Below are 19,511 nucleotides of genomic sequence, written 5' to 3'. Positions count from 1 at the left end.
CCGATGCCCCAGCCTTGCCGATGCCCCGCCGTTGCCAATGACTTGCCGCCATTGCGATTCCGCAAGCGGATCTTTTCGAACAGGTTCAAACTCTCGCCCGCTTTGGTAAGGCGCCTGTTATGGGGCGGGCGAAACGTGGCGAAGATGAAGCGTAAAAGGGGGAGCGGGGCATGAGCGGATTCGAGTTTATCTTTTCGCTGTTCGGATTGCTGCTGGGCCTTGCGCTTGCGGAAGGGCTGGGCGGACTGTCCCGATCGATCAAGGCAAGCCACAAGGTCCGTATCGGCTATGCCACTGCACTGCTGGGCATATTCGTGTCGTGCGATGTCGTCACCTTCTGGATGTACGGCTGGACACTGCGCGATCTGCTGCCGCTGCGCTGGCCGGTGTTGTTCGGCGGCTTTGTCGTGACCGGGATATATTATGTCTCGGCATCGCTGATCTTTCCGAACGATCCGGAGGAATGGAGCGATCTCGACAGCCATTTCGACATGCACAGCCGCAAGGTGCTGATCGGCGTATTGCTCTGTAACACGGCCTTGATGGCAACGACGATCGCGTTCCTTGGCATGCCCCGCTTCGATTTGCGTACGATCGTGACGACCTGGTCATTCTTCCCGGTCATGCTGATTGCGATCTCGATCGGGAAGCGGCGCATCGTCATGGCGTGCCTGATCTGGCTGATCGCGCTGTACCCGCTCTCGGCGTTGTGGTGAACAGGCCGGAAAAGGATTGCCGAAGACGGTATCGCTACGGTTTTCCGGCCGGCCCTGCCGACATCATTGCCACGATGCGGGGGTTAAAGTCGCGGACCTGGATCGATGTCGCGGTCAGAGCGCCGGCATCGCCTTCCGAAGGTTCTGCAACGCCTGCGTGTCCTGACCATGCTGACGGCCGAGGCGAATATAGGTTGCCAGCATCAGTCGCGTCTGCGCGCCGACCTTTGAGAAATGGTAATGCAGGTAGCGCTCCAGTGGCAGCGGGAGCAGGCGTACGGCCAGCGGCAGGAGCAGCCGCCAGATCCAGGGCCGGAGCAGCGGACGGAACCGGCCGGTTCGCGCCCCGGTCGTCCGCTGCGCCACGGCCAGCGCTTCGCGTGCCGCGGCCAGGCCCATGCGCAGCGCGTCGCTCGCCGGCAGCGTGGCCAGGCGCCACTGGTTGACCTCCAGCGCGGCGATCAGCGGCTGCATGAGCGCGGTTGGACCGGCTGCCACGGTCGCGACGTTCGCTACCGCGCTGGCAGACATACCGCCTGCCTTCAGCGCCTCGACCACATCGGCCACGCGCTGCAGCGATCCGGAAAATGGCGTCCGGGCCAGTGGCGGCAGATAATAGGCGATGCCATCCGGGCCATCCATGCCCGGCAGCGGCGACTGATAGCTGATCAGGGTGATGAGGCCCTGGACCACCTGTTCCGGCGCACCGACGCGCCCACGCACATAATCGGCATCCTCCAGGTCCGGCTGGAGGCACACCAATGTGGCCGTACCGACCGCCGCGAGCAATTGTGCGGCGAGCTCACCGCGCAGTGCATCGGAAGACATGGTGAGCCACACCTGATCCCAGCGCTCGCGTGCCACCGCAGCGGTATCGGTGACGACCCGCACCCCGTTCCAGTCCTGGCGCTGCGTGGCGCGGTGGCCGAGCCAGTGCAAGGTGAAGCCTGCGGATACTGTATCGGCGAATTTCGCTTTGACGAAGAAATGCACCTCGTGCCCCGCACGGTGCAGATGCCAACCGTAAACCGCCCCGACCGCGCCAGCGCCGACCACAAGTATCTTCATGTTGATCTCCTCGGGAACCGGGGTGCGGTAGACGCTGTATCGAGATCGGGCGCCTGCTTCGACCGCATTTGGCCTTGGATCGATCGCCGCCGCCTAATGGGCCGAAAAAGCATTGAGATTGTTCGCCTGCTGAGCAGATGCGATGTAAATTGATCGCGCTGGAATCGACGCGCCGATCCAGGGCTTGCGAAGCGAACCTGTCCTATGCGGGGTATCAAGATGACTCGGCTCGTCCTATGCCGAGCCTTCGTGAATTGATCGCCCGAAGGCAAAATTACGCGAAGTCATTGAAAAATGGTGCTGCCGGTGAGGATTGAACTCACGACCTCAGCCTTACCAAGGATGCGCTCTACCACTGAGCTACGGCAGCATTCCGCTCTTGCGAGCGGAGCGCGCCTAAGAGACGAGGGCGGCAGGATTGTCAAGGCGAAGGCGTCGATATGAGTGATAAGGACGAAAAGGCCGCCCGATTGGCGGCGGCGCTGCGCGAGAATCTGAAGCGGCGCAAGGCTCAGGCGCGGGGTGTGGAGGCGCCGGCGCCGCGTGAGGAAAAGAGCGACCCCGACGCCTGATTCAACACGCCTGTGGTTCATGACAGGGTAGGGCCGGACGGAATGCCTGCGGGTTTTTCGCTCGCGCTCTTTCTCATCTTGAAAAAAATCAGCGTCCCGACCGCTGTTCCGGGCGGCGCGACCCCTGTTCCGCGCTGTTCCCACCCCTGTTCTTCATAACAGGGGTGGGAAGGCGTAAGTTACTGGCGAAGCAGCAAAGATTTCCGCCGAAAATCCAACTTAACAGGGGTAGCTTTTTTTATTCGGAAAATAACAGCGGTCGATAGGTGCGACTCGGGGGCGCGGGCCTGGCGACCTAGCCGATCGGCGCACATTTCTCCTCAAGCCACTCCAGCTCATCGCCGCTCATCTGGGGCCCGAGAATTTCGAGCACCTTGGCATGATAGGCATTGAGCCAGCCGCGCTCGGCCGAGGTGAGCATTTCAGGCACGATCAGCGAGCGTTCGATCGGGCAGAAGGTCAATGTCTCGAACCCGAGCATCGGCGCATCGCCGCCGGCGATCTCGCGTTCCTCGACCAGGATCAGATTCTCGATCCGGATGCCGTATTCGCCGGCCTTGTAATAGCCGGGCTCGTTCGAGATGATCATTCCGGCACGCAAGGGCTCGCTCGGGCCGCCGCCGGGATAATTGGGCTGGGCGATGCGCTGCGGGCCTTCATGGACCGACAGATAGGCGCCGACGCCATGGCCGGTGCCATGCGCATAATCGAGCCCCGCTTCCCACAATGGCCGCCGCGCGAACCCGTCGAGCTGGCCGCCATTGGTGCCGGGCGGGAAGATCGCGGTGGCAAGGCCGATATGGCCCTTGAGCACGCGAGTGAAGCGGTCGCGCATCTCGTCTGTCGGCTGGCCGATCGGCAGCACGCGCGTCACATCGGTGGTGCCGTCGGCATATTGCCCGCCCGAATCGACCAGATAGAGCTGGCCCGGTTCAAGCGGTACGTTCGACTCGGGCGTCGAATGATAATGCGGGCTCGCGCCGTGCTCGCCGGTGGCGGAGATGGTGTCGAACGATGTGTCCTTGAGCACGCCGGTCGCTTCGCGGAATTCCTGCAGCTTGGCGACGCAGCTCAGCTCGGTCTGCCCGCCTTTGGGCGCTTCGGCTTCGACCCAGCGCAGGAACCGCGCCAGCGCCGCGCCGTCGCGCGCCGATGCGGCGCGGTGACCGGCAATCTCGACCGGATTCTTCATCGCCTTGGCCAGCACCACTGGATCGCGCAATGCCAGCACCTTGGCGCCGCCCAGTTCGAGCCGGTCGAAGATTGCCGCGACCGCGCGTTCCGGATCGGCGGCGATGCGCTTGCCGGCATAGCTGCCGAGCGCTGCCGGAAAGGCTGCACGATCCTGTACGCGAATCGCATTGCCGAGATGCTGGCGCACCGTCTCGTCGATCTTGTCCGACGCGACGAACAGGTCGGCGGTGCCGTCGGCATCGACGATCGCATAGGCGAGCGCGACCGGGGTATGCGCAACGTCCTGGCCCCGCACATTGAGCGTCCAGGCGATCGAATCGAGCGCGGTCAGCACCACGGCATCGGCCTTGCGCTCGGCCAGCCAGTCGGCGATCTCCGCGCGCTTGGCCGCGGACGACGCGCCGGCCTGGGCGTCGTTCTGCACCACCAGCCGCGCGTCCGATGGCGCGGGCCGGTCGGGCCATACCGCGTCGATCGGGTTGGTATCGACCGCGACCAGCTCCGCGCCACGCGCAGCCAGCGCTTTCTTCGCCTCGGCCACCCAGGCGCTGGTGTGCAGCCACGGATCGTAACCGATCCGCCCGCCCTTGGCGGCATGCTCGCCGAGCCAGCCGGCGACGCTGGTCGCCGGCACCGACACGAACTGCCAATGATCGCCATCGACCTGCTGGCGCACCTGCAGCGTATAGCGCCCGTCGGTGAAGATCGCCGCCTGTTCGGGCAGGACGACGGCGCTGCCCGCCGACCCCTGGAACCCCGTCAGCCAGGCAAGCCGCTGCGCATAGGCGCCGACATATTCGGACATATGCTCATCGGTCAGCGGCACGACGAAGCCGTCGAGACGGTCGCGCTTCAATTGTTCGCGAAGGGCGGAAAGGCGATCGGCATAGCTGGACATGGGGGAGATCCGGGCGAGATGTTGTTGATGGAACACCCTTAAACCGCCCGATGCGGCTTGGCGACTGGTCCCGGTTCAGCCGCCGCCGCAGCCGCCGCACCCACCGCCGCCACAGCCGCTCCCGCCACCGCCATCACCGCCACCGCCGCTCGACCCGCCATCACTGCCCGGCTGGCTGCGCATGGTGTGAAAGCCCGACCAGCTCGACCCGACCAGCACCGTCGTCCCGAACAGCGCGACCGCAAGATCGGTTTCCTGCGGCAGCGGCGCGCGGCGCAGACGATCGGCCTGGTCGCGCGCGCGCCTGAGCACGGCGCGACCGCCCCGGGTCAGCCGGTCGATGCGGACCCAGCGGACCACCGCGAGCACCGCGGTGATCACCAGCAGGATCGTCAGGAAACCGACCGGCTTGTCGCGCAATGTGCCCACTTCCCATTTGGTCGCGCCAAAGACGAGCAGCATCAGATAGGGCAGGGTCTGCCAGAAACGCATCTGGAGCATTGTCGCCTGGTCCATCAGCAGCCCGCGATCGATCAACGCGCGTTCGACCGGTGCGGCATTCCCGGCGATGGTTGTGGCAAGCGTCGGCCAGTGGAGCGGTGAGGGGAGTGCGAGCACCGCGCGTTCGAGCGCATTCTGTCCGCTGGGCAGACCGCCGATCGCGAAGCCGTGCTTGTCGGGGACCGCGAGGAGCCCCTTCTGCAGCATTCGGGCGACGACCGTATCGGCGAGGCGCATCTTGCCGCCGCCGAGCAGTGCGAGCTGATCCGGATCGTGGATCATGCCGTCGCGCCCTTCGGGCTTCAGCCAGCGCGGGATGATCCGCCCGGCGGCGATCACCAGGAACAGCAGGGTCACATAGAGAAGCAGGAATTCGGGTCCGGGCAAGTCGAAAGGTCCGAGCGACATCACGTCTTCTCCTTCACGTCAGGGACAGCCACAAGATCGAAAGTGCAAGGATGGCGAGCGCGCCGAGCACAACCAGCGTGGTGCGGCGTGGCAGGATGAAGGCGGTGGCGGGATCCACACGGCGCGCAAGCGGGTCACGAAAGAAGCGGCGGCGCGCATCGGGCCAGATGTCCGCCGGCGGTGTCTGGCCGAACCAGTGTTCATAGGCTGCAAGCGTCGCCGCATATTGGTCGAAGAAGCGGTGCTGCTCGTCCGCGCCGCCGGCGGTCGGGCCGTGATGCAGCGGCCGCCCGATGACGGTCGGGCAGAAGCGCTCCCAATAGTCGCGCGTGTACGTGAGGTGCAGGTGCCACGCCTGATCGACCGCATCGGACGGCGTCACCTCATGGCCCGCTACGGTCGCGAGAAAGACGAAGCGGTGATATTCTTCGATCACGCGGCGCGTGAAATCGGCGCGCCAGCCGTTCTCGCGCGCCAGGCGCTGTTCGAAGGATAGCGCGGCGTTTTCAGGACCGATGGTGTAATGGAAGAGCTTCGACCAGACTGGGTGGTCAAGCACCGCAGAGGGCAGACGCGGGGTCTCGCTCATCTATATTCCTACTAACTCAATATGAGTTATTTGTCAAGTGATCCGCAGCGATCGCACCCCCGCTTCGCATGCGCGCGTGTCAGGCGCGAGGCGGCGGATTGGTGTCGAAGGCCGCGATCCTGTCCGGAAGGATGAGCCAGGGATGGCTTTCCTTCATCCACACCGCTTGCTCCGGCGGCGGAAAGCCCGGATCGGCAAACGCGCCGGCGGCAACCCCGATCAGATGCGGCATCCGCGCCGGCTCCCAGAACAGGTTCGAGCCGCACTGGGGACAGAAATGGAATGCAACCGGAAACCCACTGGCGGACTGGCGTTCGAAGCTGTGCGTCGTTCCGGTATCGATCGTCACCTGGTCGCGGGCATAGAAGACGGCGACGCTGAACAGGCTGCCGGTCCGGCGTTGGCATTGCACGCAGTGACACATGGAAATCTTTCGCGGGTCGCCCGCGCATGTCAGGTCGAGTTGTCCGCAATGGCAGCTGGCGGTGCGGGAGATCATGCGGCCGGTCCACTTATCGTGAAAATCAGGATGGACTTCTATGCCTTTGGCCGTGCCGGGCAACTCGGGCCGGTGCGATTCAACCGCGACAGGCGATCGCCCAATCCGCATCGCAGGCTTCGACAAGCCCGGCCATCACGCTAAGAGGCGGGAATGACAGTCTCAACGCCTCCCATCGCCGAACGGCGCCAGCACAGCTTCACCACCCACGGCGTCACGATCGAAGATCCTTACGCCTGGCTCAAGGATCCGGGGTACCCGGAGGTCACCGACAAGGATGTGCTCGCCTATCTCGAGGCCGAGAACGCCTATTTCGAGAACGTGATGGCGCCGCACAAGGCGCTGACCGACCGGCTCTATGAAGAGATGAAGGGGCGCATCAAGGAGGATGATGCGTCGGTCCCGCAAAAGGATGGCGACTGGCTTTACTGGACCGCGTTCGAAACCGGCGGCCAGTATCGCAAATGGTGGCGCAAGCCCGTGACGGGCGGTGAGGATGTGTTGATCCTCGACGAACCGGCTTTGGCCGAGGGCAAGGAATATTTCCGGCTCGGCGCTTTCTCGGTCAGCGAGGATGGGCGTTATCTCGCTTATGCGATCGACGATAATGGCTCGGAGCGGTTCGAGGTGCGGGTCAAGGACCTGACCAGCGGCGATCATCTGCCCGATGTCATTCCCGGCATGTTGTCGGAAATCGTCTGGACCTCGGATTCGACCGGCTTCCTCTACGGTCTCGCCAATGACCAATGGCGCACCGACAATGTGCGGTATCACAAGCTCGGCACGCCGATCGCCGACGATGTGGAGCTGTTCAAGGAAGCCGATGAAGGCTTCCGCGTCGGTGTGTCGGAGACCAGCTCGCGTAAATGGATCGTCCTCGCCAGCGGTGACCATGTGACGAGCGAAGTCTATCTGCTGCCCGCCAACGAACCGCTCGCCACGCCCTTGCTGGTGTCGGCGCGGAAAGTGGGGCGCGAATATGATGTCGATGAGCATGACGGCACGCTCTTCATCCACACCAACGATACCGACCCGAACTTCCGCCTGTGCACCGCAAGCATCGAAGCGCCCGGCGAATGGACTGAACTGATCGGTCCGTCGCGGCATTTCTACATGACCGGGGTGGAATGCTTCCGCGACTTCTTCATCGTCGACGGGCGTGAAGACGGCCTCGATCAGATCGAGATCCATTCCTATGAGGGCGGCCTGCCGAAGCGGATCGCCTTTCCCGAGGCGAGCTATGACGCGGGGCTCGGCAACAATCCCGAATATGACATGCAGGTGCTGCGCGTCGGCTATGAATCGATGGTCACGCCGGGCACCGAATATGATTATGACGTCGCGACCGGCACCCTGACCACGCTCAAGGTGCAGGAAATCCCGAGCGGTTACGACGCGAGCAAATACGCGACCGAGCGGCTCAGGATCACCGCGCGCGACGGCACCGAGGTGCCGGTGTCGATCGTCTATCCCAAGGACTTTCCGCGCGACGGCTCGGCGCCGCTCTTCCTCTATGCCTATGGCGCGTACGGCTATGCCATCCCGCCGGGCTTCTCGACCGGTCGATTGTCATTGCTCGATCGCGGCTTCGCTTATGCCATCGCGCATATCCGCGGCGGTGACGATCTCGGCCAGCAATGGTATCTCGACGGCAAGTTGGAGAAGCGCGCCAACACCTTCAACGATTTCGTCGATGTCGCGAAGGGCCTGATCGCGGACGGCTGGACCAGCGCTGGGAAGATCGCCATCGCTGGTCGCTCGGCCGGCGGCGAACTGATGGGCGCGGTGGTCAATTCCGACCCTGAGCTATGGGGTGCGGTGATCGCCGATGTGCCGTTCGTCGATGTGCTCAACACCATGCTCGATGCGGATCTGCCGCTGACCCCGGGCGAATGGCCCGAATGGGGTAACCCGATCGAGGACAAGGCAGCGTTCGAGCTGATCCAGGGCTATTCGCCCTATGATCAGGTCACGGCCCAGGCCTATCCGCCGATGTTCATCTCGGGCGGCCTGAACGACCCGCGCGTGACCTATTGGGAACCGGCGAAATGGGCAGCGAAGCTGCGCGCGACCAAGACGGACGACAATCTGCTACTGCTCAAGACCAATATGGGGGCGGGGCATGGCGGCAAGTCGGGCCGGTTCGAAAGCCTGCGCGAAGCGGCGGAGGAGCATGCGTTCGTGCTGTGGCAATTGGGGGTCGAAGCCTGAACAATGCCCTTCACCCTCACCATCACCGCGTCCCCCGACGACATCGATGAACTCGGTCACGTCAACAATGCGGTGTGGGTGAAGTGGATCCAGGACATCGCCGTCACGCACTGGACGACGATTGCTTCGGCCGAACAGCAGGCGGCCTATATCTGGGTCGTGACCCGGCATGAGATCGACTATCGCGGCAATGTCGGCGCCGGGGAAACGGTGACCGGCGAAACCTGGGTGCCGGAGCCGCCACGTGGCGCGCGTTTCGACCGCCATGTTCGCTTCACCGGGCCTGACGGCAAGGTGAAGGTCGAGGCGGTGTCGACCTGGGCGCTGCTCGACCGCGCGACGGGGCGGCTGCAGCGCGTCCGCCCGGAGCTGGCCGCGCCGTTCCTCACTTGATCCTCCCCGTTCCGGGGAGGATCAAGTCAGCCCGAGTTCCTCAGCGCCGTCGCGATCGCATTGATCGACAGCAAGATGCCTTCGCCGATCCGTTCGTCGGTCTCGCCCGCGCGGCGGCGCTTGATCAGTTCGATCTGCAACAGGTTGAGCGGTTCGATATAGGGCAGGCGCAGTCGGATCGATTCGTCCAGCGCGGGATGCTTGGCGAGCAGCCGCGACTGGCCGGTGATCTCCAGCAGCCCGTCATGCGCCTTGTCCCATCCCGATCGGATCGCGCCGAACACGCCATCGCGCAACGCCTCATCCTCGACCAGTGTGGCATAGCGTTCGGCGATGCGCATATCGGACTTGGCCAGCACCATTTCCATATTGGCAAGGCTTGCGGCGAAGAACGGCCAGCCCTCGGCCATGTCGGCCAGCAGCGCCTTGTCGGGAAAGGCGGCGATGGCATGGCCGACACCGTACCAACCGGGCAGCATGACGCGCGCCTGCGCCCAGCTGAACACCCAGGGAATCGCGCGCAGATCCTCGATCGCATCGGACTGTTTGCGGCTTGCCGGGCGGCTGCCGATCTTCAGGCCGGAGATCTCGACGATCGGCGTCATCTGGCGGAAGAAGGTGCGGAAGCCCTCGGTGCCATAGACCAGGTCGCGATACGCCTTGAACGCGGTGCCGGAGATGGTGTCCATCGCTGCGCCGAAGCGCGCCGTATCGGCGGACGAAAGCTGGTCCGGTTCGAGGCTGGCGAGCAGGGTCGCCGACGCCATCGCCTCGAGATTGGTCGCCGCGCTTTCGCGCGTGCCGTATTTGCCGGCGATCACTTCGCCCTGTTCGGTGATGCGGATACGGCCCTGCACCGTGCCCGGCGGTTGCGCGCGGATCGCGGCGAAGGACGAACCGCCGCCACGCCCGACCGCGCCGCCGCGGCCATGGAACAACTGCATCGCCACGCCCGCCTGTTCGAACACCGGCTTCAATGCGGTCGACGCCTTGCTCAGGCTCCAGGTTGAGGTGAGATAGCCGCCATCCTTGTTCGAATCCGAATAGCCGATCATCACTTCCTGATGTCCGCGCGCGCGCGCGATCGCGGCAATCTCGGGCAGGCCGAGCCAGTCGGTCATGATCCTGGGCGCCGCCTCCAGATCGCCGATCGTCTCGAACAGCGGCACCGCCATGATAGCGGCGGTCGGTGACGGGCCGGGGCGGTAGAGGCCGAATTCCTTCAGCATCAGGTTGATCTCGAGCAGGTCGGACACCGACTGCGCCATCGAGACGATATAGTTGGTGATACAGCCCGCGCCGTATCTCGCATGCGCCTCGGCGGCGGCGCGGACGATGGCAAGCTCGCCGGTCGTTTCCTCCGAATAATCAGCGAAGCTGCTGGTCAGCGGCCGCGCATTGGACAATTCGGCGCGCAGCAACGAGACCCGCGCCGCTTCGTCGAGCGCGAGATAGTCCGCCTCGACCCCCGCAACCTTGAGCAGTTCGGCAACCACGCGCTCATGCACCGCGCTGTTCTGGCGCAGGTCGAGCGTGGCGAGGTGGAAGCCGAAGGTCTCGACTGCGCGGATCAGACGGCCGAGCGCACCACCCGACGAGAGCGCGCCACCGCCGTCCGCCGCCAGGCCATGCGCGATCGCGACGAGATCGGCGCGGAACGCCTTTGGATCGGGATAGGCCTCACCCTTGAGCGGCGACGGACGCGGTGCGGGTTTGCCGGTCAATGCCTGATGCGTTGCGGTCAGGCGCGCGTAAATGCCCGACAGCGCACGGCGATACGGCTCGTCGGCGCGACTCTGCGCGCTGTCGCCGCTCGCATCGGCCAGGCGGCGCACCTCGGCATCGGTATCGGCGATATCGGTCGAGATCGATAATTCGGCACCGAGCGCGTTCACCGCCTCGAGATAATGGCCAAGCACCGCTTCGCTCGCCTTGGCCAAAGCGGCGCGCAGGCTGTCGGCGGTGACGAAGGGATTACCGTCGCGGTCCCCGCCGATCCAGCTGCCGGGGCGCAGGAAGCTGGGCGTACGCTCACCCAGCGCCCGGTCCCATTTCTGGTAGAGCGCGGGCAGGGTCGGCAGGAATACATCGCGCAGATAGCTCAGTGCGGTCTCCACCTCATCGGTGACGTAAAGCCGCTCGCGGCGCAGCACGCGGGTCTGCCACAGCAGCGCGATCTGGCGCAGGATCGCCTCATCGACCTGATCGCCCTCGATCGTCGCGTCGAGGCCGCGATCCTTCAGCGCCATCAGTTCGGCAATGCGGTTGCGATGATCGATCATGCTCTTGCGCCGCACCTCGGTCGGATGCGCAGTGAGCACCGGGACGACCAGCGCGCGATCGAGCAGTGCCATCACCGCTTGATGATCGATTCCCTCATCGGCGAGCCGCTTGAGCGCGGATTCCAGATCGGCGCCCGCTTCGGCGGCGACTCCCTGGCGATCCTCGGCGAGATTGGCGAGCATCGAGAAGAGCATGAAACCACGCACGAAATCGAGCGTCTCGTCCAGGCTGAGCCGGTCGAGCCCGAGATCGGTTTCCCCGGCGCCCTCGACCCCGCGATGCCGGTCGACCGAAGCGGCACGGATATATTCGGTGCGCAGGAACAGCTTCTCGCCGCCATAGGCGCGGATCACATCGCCAAGCAGTTTGCCGAGGAAGCGGATATCGGGATTGTTGGTGATCGGGGGCAGTTCGGTCATGAGTTATTGCTGCGCTGCGGCAAGGCTCAGGTCAACCGTTTCGGCACCAAAATAACGCAGATTTCAGCGGTTGAGCAATTTTGCTGCGTCGCGCTCGGGCGTGGTCAGCGTTCCGTCGTGATTGGCGTCGGTCCGATCGAAATGGGCAAGCTGGGCAGACTTATACTCGTCGCGCGTGATCTTCCCGTCATTATCGGTATCGAGCCGCCTCGTCCGGGCAAGCCGTTCCGGGGTGACCTCGCTCAGTTCGACCGTGCCGTTCCTGTTGCGGTCGAGCCGGTCGAATCGTCTGTCGAATCCGGCGATCAGATCTGTGCGCAATATATTGATCGGTGGTTTGAATCCTGCGGCGTTCGTGTCGTCATCCCTGGAACAGGCGCCCAGCAGCATCGGCACCAGTGCGGAAAGGACGATCATATGGCGCATAGGGACAAGCTCCTGAGGCCCGCGAAACGGCGGAGCCGGTCAATCAGTTCCGGCTACCGTCGAAGCGCAACATGTTGCCGAACGGGTCGGTCAGGGTCGCCTCGTCGCTCATGCCTCCAGCTCGACATCCCAATAGAGCCAGTCATGCCAGGTATCGTGGAGATAATTGGGCGGGAAACGCCGGCCATGTTCCTGCATCTGCCAGCTGGTCGGGCGGATCGCGGCGATATGCAGTGGCATATTGGCCTGTTTGGGCGTGCGCCCGCCCTTCTTCAGATTGCACGGTGCGCAGGCGGTCGCGACATTCTCCCAGGTCGTCCGCCCGCCCTGTGCGCGGGGAATGATATGGTCGAAGGTCAGGTCATGGCCGCTGCCGCAATATTGACAGGCGAATTTGTCGCGCAGGAACACGTTGAACCGCGTGAAGGCGGGAAAGGCGCTTGGCCGGACATAGGATTTGAGCGCGATGACCGAGGGCAGCTTGAGCCGCGCCGTCGGGCTGCGCACCTCGCGCTCATATTGCGCAACGATATCGACCCGGTCGAGAAACACCGCCTTGATCGCCGTCTGCCATGGCCAGACCGAAAGCGGGTAATAGCTGAGTGGAGTGTAATCGGCGTTCAGCACCAGCGCCGGGCAACTGTCGGGGTGCCGGATCAGATCGGGATGATACATACGCAACCCCCTTGCTTCCTGAGGGCGCAATCGCCGATCAGGATGACGCCATGATGACACTTTGCAATGCAGCACGGGGCACGACTCGTGGTCAAGAGCCGGTTTGATGCCAGTGGTGATGGTCACGCGTTTCGCGCCGAGCCCGACCGGAGCGTTGCATCTGGGTCACGCTTTCTCCGCGATCCAGGCGCATGACCGTGCGCGGCGGGAGGGCGGCACCTTTTTGCTCAGGATCGAGGATATCGACGGCACCCGCTCGCGGCCCGAGCATGTGCAGGGTATTTTCGACGATCTCGCCAGGCTTGGCCTGACCTGGGATGGCCCGGTCATATTTCAGTCGGCGCGGCTTGCTGCCTATGAGCTGGCTTTGTCGCAGCTGCGTGAAAGGGGCCTGCTCTATCCCTGTTTCTGCACCCGCGCCGACATCGCGGCCAGCAGCACCGCGCCGCACGGCCCTGCCGGTACGGTCTATCCCGGCACGTGCCGGTTGCTCGACCCGGCGATACGACAGGCAAGGCTGGCGACCGAGCCGCACGCCTGGCGGATCGACATGGTGAGGGCGGTCGCGGCGATCGGAGGAGTCGAAGGACTGGTGTGGCGCGACGAACTGGCCGGGGTCGTGCCGGCCGACCCGCTGGCGCATGGCGATGTCGTGCTTGGGCGCAAGGATGCGCCGGCAAGCTATCACCTCGCGGTGACGGTTGACGATGCGGCGCAGGGCGTGACGCATATCGTGCGCGGCGTGGATCTGTTCGAGGCGACGCATGTGCATCGCGTGCTGCAGGCGCTGCTCGACCTGCCGGTGCCAGTCTATCGCCATCATGCGCTGCTGACCGATGCGGCGGGCAACCGGCTCGCCAAGCGCCATGGCGCACCGTCCCTGGCGAGTCTGTATGCGGCCGGACAGGACGGCTCCGTGCTCGCCGCCATGCTGCGCCGCGGGCAGGCACCGCCCGGCTTTGCGCTGCCGCCGGCTTAGCTCCGGTCGCCCTTGATCCACTGTGGCTGCAGCACTTCCACTTGCGGCGGCCCTTCGAGCAGGGGGGCTGCTTCCCGTTCATAATCGAGATAAGCCCGGGTCATCAGGAAGGCGCTCGCTTCCTCGGCATTGCTATAAACCTGGAAGGCGCAGATCCGGTCGGGATCGCCGCCGAACGAATAGACATAGATTTCATGGGCCGCGTTCGCGTCGATCGCCGGCTGCATATGTTTCTGCCAGATCTTCTGAACTTCCGCGCGCATGCCGGGTTTGGTGCGGTGCTGAAGGAAGAGTGCGTATCTGTTCATGTCGTATCTCCATTTTCAAGAACCGGGATTCAGCACTCTCGGGTACATGACGATCTTGAAGCCGGAGATGTGACATCGGGGCGAAAAAAACCAAGGGATCGAAGCCGATGCGCCGTTGCCGACCTGCCTGCCTGATCGTGTTGCCGATCTTCGCCGCGATCGCCGCGCCGGCGACCGCCGCGCCATGGTGGTATGTCGGGCATGGCACCGATCGCGTCGTGTTCGTCGATGCCCGCTCGATCCAGCGGGATGGGAAGAATGTCACCTATTGGGCGAAGACCCTGATCCGCCAACCGGGCGACCCGGTGGCGATGACGCTCAATTTCATGCAGGCCGATTGCGCCGCGCGGAAGCTCGGTTGGTCCGGCCTGCAGCGCTATGGCCGTGACGAGGCAGTGATCGACGCCTCGACGCGCAGGGCAAAGCTGGAGGATGTGCCGGCGGACACGTTGGAAAATGTCGAGCTGGGCTTTGTCTGCATGGGCGCAAAAGACCGTGAGGCGAGCGGCTTTTTCCCGCTCGCCATCGATGATTCGAGCTTCACCGACGCACTGCTGGGCCAGGCCGACCAAAGCCAGTCGCCACGGGAGCTGCACGACCGGATGGCGGCTGATCCTGCTGTGACGGTGATCCGTTCCACCGCAGCGGATCCGTCGACCTTCGGCCAAGTCCAGACCGTGAAGCTCGGCCAGCCACTGGTGCCGCCGCGCGATTATTCCAAGGGCGCTGTGATTCCCGACCCGGCCGATTATCCATCGATCGAAGTCGGCAGAATCTACGATATCGCCTTTGGCGGTATCAGGAACGGCGAGATCCGGTTCGACGTGCGTGGCTATTCGATCGACGATCTGGTCCATCCCGGTTCGGGGCAAGTCGAAACCGCCGATCTCAGGCAGAAAACGGCCCATATTCGGGACCTTGTCATCACCATCAAGCAAGTGTTGCCCGATCGGATCAGCTATAGCGTGGCGATTGAAAAAGCGGCACCGGCGACACCCGATTGCCCGGTCGGCAATTGCAGCGAAACAGAAGTCACGACCGAAGCCGTCACAGCCGAAGCCGCAGACACGCCGCGGTGATGCGTGCCATTGGCTTTGCGCTGTCAAAGGCCTAAATAGGATTCATGAGCACTTTCCTCGCAATCCTCCTCATCGCCGCGATGATCGCGGTGGTGGTCGTCTTTATCCGCGGCCTGGTCATCTTCATGATGAACGCCAGTGCAGAGGCGAAGGGCGGCACGAGCGGGCCGAGCGCGGCAGCGCTGAAGTCGAACAAGATGATGCAGTACCGCATCTTCTTCCAGGCGGTGGCGATTGTCATCGTCGTGCTGATCCTGATGCTCGCGGGGCGCGGCTGAGCTGCCGGACCCGCGCCGGTGGTCAAGCTCAACAAAATCTATACGCGCACTGGCGACAACGGGACGACCGGTCTGGTCGACGGGTCGCGCGTCGCCAAGACCGATCCGCGCATGTCCGCGATCGGCGATGTCGATGAGGCGAACAGTGCGATCGGGGTAGCGATCGCCGCACTTGGGACTGGCGATACTGCCGCCGCGCTGACCCGGATTCAGAACGACCTGTTCGATCTCGGCGCCGATCTCGCCACGCCGGGCGAGGATTTCGCGCCGTCCGACATGACTCTGCGCATCGTCGCGACCCAGGTTGCCCGACTCGAGAATGAAATCGACGCAATGAACAGCGGCATGCCGTCGCTGACCAGCTTCATCTTGCCGGGCGGAACTGCGGCGGCCGCTGCGATCCATGTCGCGCGCGCCACCGTGCGCCGGGCCGAGCGGACGGCGGTTGCCGCCGCGCAAGCGGTGCCGCTCAACCCCTTAACGCTCTCATATCTCAACCGTTTGTCGGATTATCTGTTCGTTGCCGCGCGCTTTGTGAACCAAAATGCCGGTGGCGACGTTCTGTGGGTTCCCGGCGCTTCTCGGTAAACCCTGCTCCAGATCAATTGATTCGCAAATGCATTCTGGATATGGAGAACAGAATGCGAACGAAAACTCTTCTTGCTCCTTCGCTGTCGGCGCTGGCCGAACGGTTTGCGCGAGTCCGTGCGCTGACCGAGGCGCTGGTCGCACCGCTCTCCGATGCCGATGCAACGGTTCAGTCGATGGCGGATGCGTCGCCCGCCAAATGGCATCTCGCGCACACGACCTGGTTCCTCGAAACCTTCATCCTGCGCGATTTCGTTGCCGGCTACGCGCTGCACGACGAGCGCTTCCCGTTTCTGTTCAACAGCTATTACGAAGCCGAAGGGCGCCGTCATGCGCGCGCGCGGCGTGGTATGGTGACGCGGCCGACGCTCGATGAGGTATTGGCCTATCGCCATTATGTCGATGCCGCACTGCTGGCGGTGCTGGCCGATCTGCCGGCGGTTGCGATCGAACTTGTGATCCTGGGCTGCCATCATGAGGAACAGCATCAGGAACTGCTCGTCACCGACATGTTGCACCTGATGTCGGAAAACCCGCTCGAACCGGCAATCTGGCCGGCGATGCGCAAGGTGCCGGTAGCGATGCCCGGCCCGATTGGCTGGATCGAGGGCCAGGCCGGCATCGTCGAGATTGGTCATGATGGCGAAGACTTTGCGTTCGACTGCGAGGCGCCGCGTCACCAGGCTCTGCTGTCCCCGCATGCGATCGCGGATCGTACCGTCACCAATGGCGAATGGGCTGCGTTCATCGCCGATGGCGGTTATGCCGATCCGCGTCACTGGCTGTCCGACGGTTGGGCTTGGGTAAAGGCGGAAGCGATCGTCGCGCCGCTCTATTGGGAACAGGGCGAGGGCGGCTGGACGCGCTTCGGACTCGACGGAAGGCGGGCGATCGATCCGGCGGCACCGGTCACGCATATCAGCTTCTACGAGGCAGACGCTTATGCGAGCTGGGCCGGCGCCCGTCTGCCGACCGAGACCGAATGGGAAGCGGCGGCGAGCACGCATGATCCGGCCGGCGGCAATCAGCTTGACGGGCCTGGCCCGGTCGAGCCGCGTCCATCTTCTGGCGGTGCGGCATTCTTCGGTGATGTCTGGCAATGGACCGGCAGCGCCTATCGCCCCTATCCCGGCTTTGTGCCCGCCAAGGGTGCGGTCGGCGAGTATAATGGCAAGTTCATGTCCGGGCAGTGCGTGCTGCGCGGCGGATCCTGCGCCACGCCGCGCGGTCATGCGCGTGCGAGCTATCGCAACTTCTTCTACCCGCACCAGCGTTGGCAATTCACCGGCGTCCGCCTGGCCAAGGATATCTGACATGCTCAAGCGTGAGATCGAGGACGGCGACGTCACCCTGGCGGATCCGGCGTTCCGCGCCGATGTGCTGCGCGGCTTGGCAACGCGGCCGCGTGCGATCCCGGCGCGCTGGTTCTATGACCGGCGCGGGTCGGAATTGTTCGAGGCAATCACCGACCTGCCGGAATATTATCCGACCCGGACCGAAACCGCGATCCTGCGCGAGGTAACGCCGCAGGTTGCCGCACTGGCCGGGGAAGGCCGCGCGGTGGTGGAATTCGGCTCGGGCTCGTCAACCAAGACGCCGATCCTGCTCAGCGCAGTGGCGCCTGCCGCCTATGTGCCGATCGATATCTCGGGCGATTTCCTGCGCGAATCCTCCGCCGGACTCGCTTCCGCCTTTCCCGGCCTGCCGGTGCTGCCGGTCGAAGCGGATTTCCTGCATCCGATTGCACTTCCGGCGCAGGTTGCCGGCTTGCCCAAGCTTGGTTTCTTTCCCGGTTCGACCATCGGCAACATGATCCCGCATGCCTCGGTCGATCTGTTGCGCGCGATGAAGCAGTCGCTTGGCGAGGGGGCGATGCTGTTGATCGGCATGGACCGGGTGAAGGATGAGGACACGCTGGTCGCGGCCTATGACGACGCGGCCGGCGTGACGGCGGGATTCAATCTGAACCTGCTCGAGCGTATCAATCGCGAGCTTGGCGCGACGATCCCGATCGACCGTTTCCGGCATCGTGCGCTGTGGAACGACGATCGCGCGCGGATCGAAATGCACCTCGAGGCACAGGATGATCTCGACTTCACGGTCGAAGGGCGGCCTTTCGCGATTCGCGCGGGCGAGACGATCCACACCGAGAACAGCCATAAATACGGCCCGCGCGATGCACGCATCCTGCTGCGCAGCGGCGGCTGGACGCCGATCGCCGAATGGACCGATCCTGCCGGGCTGTTCGCGGTGATCCTGGCCGAGGCACAGCCGATGCGGCTCGCGCCGTAAACCAATCGGACTCAGGGACGCGTCACTCGCGCCCGCCAGGTGGTAATGAAATTCGGGTTGCCGCGGCATTCTTCCATTTCGGATTGCGCGCTCAGGCGAAATTTCGTGCCGTCCCACACAAAAGTTTGCGCTTTTCCGCAATCGGCCAGGCCGCGCGCCTTGGCATAGCTGGTCAGCGTCCCTGCCTTGTACTTGGCATTGATCACCAGCGGCACGATCGACGCCTCGCCGGAACCCGACGGTGCGTCGAAGCGCGCGGGGCGGGGCTTGCCATTGTCGATGACGAATACCGCCGAGGAGACATTATAGACAGCTGCGACGCACTGAACCAGCACCAGCGCCGTTCCCGCGCCGAGCGCGAAGGCATCGGCCTTGCCCGGTATGGTCGGATCGACATTGCATCTGGCCGAGCGGGCGAGCGCGGTGATCTGCGGTGCGGTCGGGCGCGCCGCCTGACCGGTGGTGCGCATGGCGATGATCATTGGCAGGATCGGCGCGGCGGGCACTGCGCTTGCCGGCTTCGCACCCCTGGCAAAGAGCGCGGTGACGCCGCCGTCGCGGCCCTGCACAGTGTCGATATGGCGTAGCGCGGCGGCAAGGCCGTTTGGCGACAGCGTCGCGATGCGCTTGCCGCCCGCGTCGATCACCACCAGCGTCTTGCTGTTGCCGAGCAGCGCCGCGACCGCCGTTGCCCCCGTCCCATCAAGCGTCGCGCCGCGAGTCGCCGGCCGGAACGCGCCACCGACCGGATTGCCGTCGATCAACAGGCCCGCCGGCGCCGCGCCATCATTGATCGCGGTGAGGACGATGCGCAGCCCGCCCTCCGGTCCGGCATCGCGGATCAGGTTCAGCGTCGCATCGGGCGTCGTGCCGCCGACCGGTGTGAGCGACGCGATGGTGCAGCTATTGCCATTGTCGCAGGCGGCCGCCCAATCCCTGAAACTCTTGAGTTCGCCCGGGCGGGGCGGGGCCGGGAGCGGGGCAGTGGCCAGCGCGAGCACGGCGAAACTCAGCATTGAACCTCTCCCATCATATGGCGGCTATGGGATAGGCCGGAGAAATTGAACAATGCCAAAACGACCGGCCCGGCAAAAAGGCGACATGACGGGTGTTCCGTGCGGTGGGGTACTGCAGG

Annotated in this window: 20 protein-coding genes and 1 tRNA gene; 10 read left to right on the top strand and 11 right to left on the bottom strand. The window is 64.3% G+C overall.

The annotated features are described in order from the left end of the window. Positions 1–170 precede the first annotated feature (170 nt). Positions 171–716: a hypothetical protein gene (locus H3Z74_RS20005; protein WP_187761283.1), complete on the top strand. Its 546-nt coding sequence runs from the start codon at positions 171–173 to the stop codon at positions 714–716. 114 nt (positions 717–830) lie between these two features. On the opposite strand, the gene H3Z74_RS20000 is transcribed toward H3Z74_RS20005, so the two are convergent. Further along, entirely contained in the window at positions 831–1,784 is a 954-nt protein-coding gene (locus tag H3Z74_RS20000) for a ketopantoate reductase family protein (protein WP_187761282.1), read from the bottom strand. 295 nt (positions 1,785–2,079) lie between these two features. After that, positions 2,080–2,154, bottom strand: a tRNA-Thr gene (locus tag H3Z74_RS19995). A 70-nt stretch (positions 2,155–2,224) separates the two neighbouring features. Between H3Z74_RS19995 and H3Z74_RS24675 the strand changes: the two genes are divergently transcribed. Further along, the gene (locus tag H3Z74_RS24675) at positions 2,225–2,356 is read left to right on the top strand and encodes a hypothetical protein (protein WP_261300310.1); all 132 of its coding nucleotides are present in this window, start codon (positions 2,225–2,227) and stop codon (positions 2,354–2,356) included. A 295-nt stretch (positions 2,357–2,651) separates the two neighbouring features. On the opposite strand, the gene H3Z74_RS19990 is transcribed toward H3Z74_RS24675, so the two are convergent. From H3Z74_RS19990 to H3Z74_RS19975, 4 genes are all read right to left on the bottom strand, one after another. Next, on the bottom strand, positions 2,652–4,448 hold the full coding sequence (locus H3Z74_RS19990; protein ID WP_187761281.1) for an aminopeptidase P family protein: 1,797 nt from the start codon (positions 4,446–4,448) through the stop codon (positions 2,652–2,654). Positions 4,449–4,523: 75 nt separating this feature from the next. After that, entirely contained in the window at positions 4,524–5,357 is an 834-nt protein-coding gene (locus H3Z74_RS19985; RefSeq protein WP_187761280.1) for a TIGR04222 domain-containing membrane protein, read from the bottom strand. A gap of 13 nt (positions 5,358–5,370) precedes the next feature. After that, the gene (locus tag H3Z74_RS19980) at positions 5,371–5,946 is read right to left on the bottom strand and encodes a glycine-rich domain-containing protein (protein WP_187761279.1); all 576 of its coding nucleotides are present in this window, start codon (positions 5,944–5,946) and stop codon (positions 5,371–5,373) included. A 79-nt stretch (positions 5,947–6,025) separates the two neighbouring features. Next, positions 6,026–6,508, bottom strand: coding sequence for a GFA family protein (locus H3Z74_RS19975; protein ID WP_229726699.1), 483 nt, complete (start codon positions 6,506–6,508; stop codon positions 6,026–6,028). A gap of 90 nt (positions 6,509–6,598) precedes the next feature. Here H3Z74_RS19975 and H3Z74_RS19970 point away from each other — a divergent pair, with 90 nt between their 5' ends. Then, positions 6,599–8,656 (top strand): S9 family peptidase, encoded by a 2,058-nt coding sequence (locus H3Z74_RS19970; RefSeq protein WP_187761278.1) that lies wholly within the window; start codon positions 6,599–6,601, stop codon positions 8,654–8,656. A gap of 3 nt (positions 8,657–8,659) precedes the next feature. After that, complete coding sequence (locus H3Z74_RS19965; RefSeq protein ID WP_187761277.1) at positions 8,660–9,049, top strand: acyl-CoA thioesterase; 390 nt, start codon at positions 8,660–8,662, stop codon at positions 9,047–9,049. Positions 9,050–9,075: 26 nt separating this feature from the next. Here the strand turns inward: H3Z74_RS19965 and ppc are convergent, their stop codons facing one another. From ppc to H3Z74_RS19950, 3 genes are all read right to left on the bottom strand, one after another. Beyond that, positions 9,076–11,751 (bottom strand): phosphoenolpyruvate carboxylase, encoded by a 2,676-nt coding sequence (gene ppc, locus H3Z74_RS19960; RefSeq protein ID WP_187761276.1) that lies wholly within the window; start codon positions 11,749–11,751, stop codon positions 9,076–9,078. A 63-nt stretch (positions 11,752–11,814) separates the two neighbouring features. Continuing rightward, positions 11,815–12,177 (bottom strand): EF-hand domain-containing protein, encoded by a 363-nt coding sequence (locus H3Z74_RS19955; protein WP_187761275.1) that lies wholly within the window; start codon positions 12,175–12,177, stop codon positions 11,815–11,817. Between the two features lie 108 nt (positions 12,178–12,285). Further along, a complete protein-coding gene (locus H3Z74_RS19950) occupies positions 12,286–12,852 on the bottom strand; it encodes an HNH endonuclease (RefSeq protein ID WP_187761274.1) in 567 nt (188 codons plus the stop codon). Between the two features lie 106 nt (positions 12,853–12,958). On the opposite strand from H3Z74_RS19950, the gene gluQRS reads away from it, so the two are divergent. Beyond that, positions 12,959–13,831 (top strand): tRNA glutamyl-Q(34) synthetase GluQRS, encoded by an 873-nt coding sequence (gluQRS, locus tag H3Z74_RS19945; RefSeq protein WP_187761273.1) that lies wholly within the window; start codon positions 12,959–12,961, stop codon positions 13,829–13,831. Here the strand turns inward: gluQRS and H3Z74_RS19940 are convergent. Next, positions 13,828–14,139, bottom strand: a complete 312-nt coding sequence (locus tag H3Z74_RS19940) for a putative quinol monooxygenase (RefSeq protein ID WP_187761272.1) — start codon at positions 14,137–14,139, stop codon at positions 13,828–13,830. The two genes, gluQRS and H3Z74_RS19940, sit on opposite strands and share 4 nt — an antisense overlap. 107 nt (positions 14,140–14,246) lie before the next feature. Between H3Z74_RS19940 and H3Z74_RS19935 the strand changes: the two genes are divergently transcribed. Genes H3Z74_RS19935 through egtD form a run of 5 tightly spaced genes read left to right on the top strand, consistent with a single transcriptional unit; the run spans position 14,247 to position 18,376 of the window. Continuing rightward, on the top strand, positions 14,247–15,218 hold the full coding sequence (locus H3Z74_RS19935; protein ID WP_187761271.1) for a surface-adhesin E family protein: 972 nt from the start codon (positions 14,247–14,249) through the stop codon (positions 15,216–15,218). A 44-nt stretch (positions 15,219–15,262) separates the two neighbouring features. After that, positions 15,263–15,496 (top strand): twin transmembrane helix small protein, encoded by a 234-nt coding sequence (locus tag H3Z74_RS19930; RefSeq protein WP_187761270.1) that lies wholly within the window; start codon positions 15,263–15,265, stop codon positions 15,494–15,496. Between the two features lie 18 nt (positions 15,497–15,514). After that, positions 15,515–16,084, top strand: coding sequence for a cob(I)yrinic acid a,c-diamide adenosyltransferase (locus H3Z74_RS19925; RefSeq protein WP_187761269.1), 570 nt, complete (start codon positions 15,515–15,517; stop codon positions 16,082–16,084). A gap of 53 nt (positions 16,085–16,137) precedes the next feature. Beyond that, positions 16,138–17,397, top strand: a complete 1,260-nt coding sequence (gene egtB / locus H3Z74_RS19920) for an ergothioneine biosynthesis protein EgtB (protein ID WP_187761268.1) — start codon at positions 16,138–16,140, stop codon at positions 17,395–17,397. Between the two features lies 1 nt (position 17,398). Then, on the top strand, positions 17,399–18,376 hold the full coding sequence (egtD, locus tag H3Z74_RS19915) for an L-histidine N(alpha)-methyltransferase (protein ID WP_187761267.1): 978 nt from the start codon (positions 17,399–17,401) through the stop codon (positions 18,374–18,376). 11 nt (positions 18,377–18,387) lie between these two features. Here the strand turns inward: egtD and H3Z74_RS19910 are convergent, their stop codons facing one another. Next, the gene (locus H3Z74_RS19910; RefSeq protein ID WP_187761266.1) at positions 18,388–19,392 is read right to left on the bottom strand and encodes a DUF1176 domain-containing protein; all 1,005 of its coding nucleotides are present in this window, start codon (positions 19,390–19,392) and stop codon (positions 18,388–18,390) included. Between the last annotated feature and the right edge of the window lie 119 nt (positions 19,393–19,511).

It is taken from the genome of Sphingomonas alpina (assembly GCF_014490665.1).
In the GTDB taxonomy this organism is placed as follows: domain Bacteria; phylum Pseudomonadota; class Alphaproteobacteria; order Sphingomonadales; family Sphingomonadaceae; genus Sphingomonas; species Sphingomonas alpina.
Note: the sequence above shows the minus strand (reverse complement) of the source record. Positions and strands in the feature narration are given on the sequence as shown.

Bases quoted from the DNA above. Each gene is read 5' to 3' on its own strand.
- H3Z74_RS20005 (WP_187761283.1), top strand. From the start codon at position 171: ATGAGCGGATTCGAGTTTATCTTTTCGCTGTTCGGATTGCTGCTGGGC.
- H3Z74_RS20000 (WP_187761282.1), bottom strand. From the start codon at position 1,784: ATGAAGATACTTGTGGTCGGCGCTGGCGCGGTCGGGGCGGTTTACGGT.
- H3Z74_RS24675 (WP_261300310.1), top strand. From the start codon at position 2,225: ATGAGTGATAAGGACGAAAAGGCCGCCCGATTGGCGGCGGCGCTGCGC.
- H3Z74_RS19990 (WP_187761281.1), bottom strand. From the start codon at position 4,448: ATGTCCAGCTATGCCGATCGCCTTTCCGCCCTTCGCGAACAATTGAAG.
- H3Z74_RS19985 (WP_187761280.1), bottom strand. From the start codon at position 5,357: ATGTCGCTCGGACCTTTCGACTTGCCCGGACCCGAATTCCTGCTTCTC.
- H3Z74_RS19980 (WP_187761279.1), bottom strand. From the start codon at position 5,946: ATGAGCGAGACCCCGCGTCTGCCCTCTGCGGTGCTTGACCACCCAGTC.
- H3Z74_RS19970 (WP_187761278.1), top strand. From the start codon at position 6,599: ATGACAGTCTCAACGCCTCCCATCGCCGAACGGCGCCAGCACAGCTTC.
- H3Z74_RS19965 (WP_187761277.1), top strand. From the start codon at position 8,660: ATGCCCTTCACCCTCACCATCACCGCGTCCCCCGACGACATCGATGAA.
- ppc (WP_187761276.1), bottom strand. From the start codon at position 11,751: ATGACCGAACTGCCCCCGATCACCAACAATCCCGATATCCGCTTCCTC.
- H3Z74_RS19955 (WP_187761275.1), bottom strand. From the start codon at position 12,177: ATGCGCCATATGATCGTCCTTTCCGCACTGGTGCCGATGCTGCTGGGC.
- H3Z74_RS19950 (WP_187761274.1), bottom strand. From the start codon at position 12,852: ATGTATCATCCCGATCTGATCCGGCACCCCGACAGTTGCCCGGCGCTG.
- gluQRS (WP_187761273.1), top strand. From the start codon at position 12,959: ATGCCAGTGGTGATGGTCACGCGTTTCGCGCCGAGCCCGACCGGAGCG.
- H3Z74_RS19940 (WP_187761272.1), bottom strand. From the start codon at position 14,139: ATGAACAGATACGCACTCTTCCTTCAGCACCGCACCAAACCCGGCATG.
- H3Z74_RS19935 (WP_187761271.1), top strand. From the start codon at position 14,247: ATGCGCCGTTGCCGACCTGCCTGCCTGATCGTGTTGCCGATCTTCGCC.
- H3Z74_RS19930 (WP_187761270.1), top strand. From the start codon at position 15,263: ATGAGCACTTTCCTCGCAATCCTCCTCATCGCCGCGATGATCGCGGTG.
- egtB (WP_187761268.1), top strand. From the start codon at position 16,138: ATGCGAACGAAAACTCTTCTTGCTCCTTCGCTGTCGGCGCTGGCCGAA.
- egtD (WP_187761267.1), top strand. From the start codon at position 17,399: ATGCTCAAGCGTGAGATCGAGGACGGCGACGTCACCCTGGCGGATCCG.
- H3Z74_RS19910 (WP_187761266.1), bottom strand. From the start codon at position 19,392: ATGCTGAGTTTCGCCGTGCTCGCGCTGGCCACTGCCCCGCTCCCGGCC.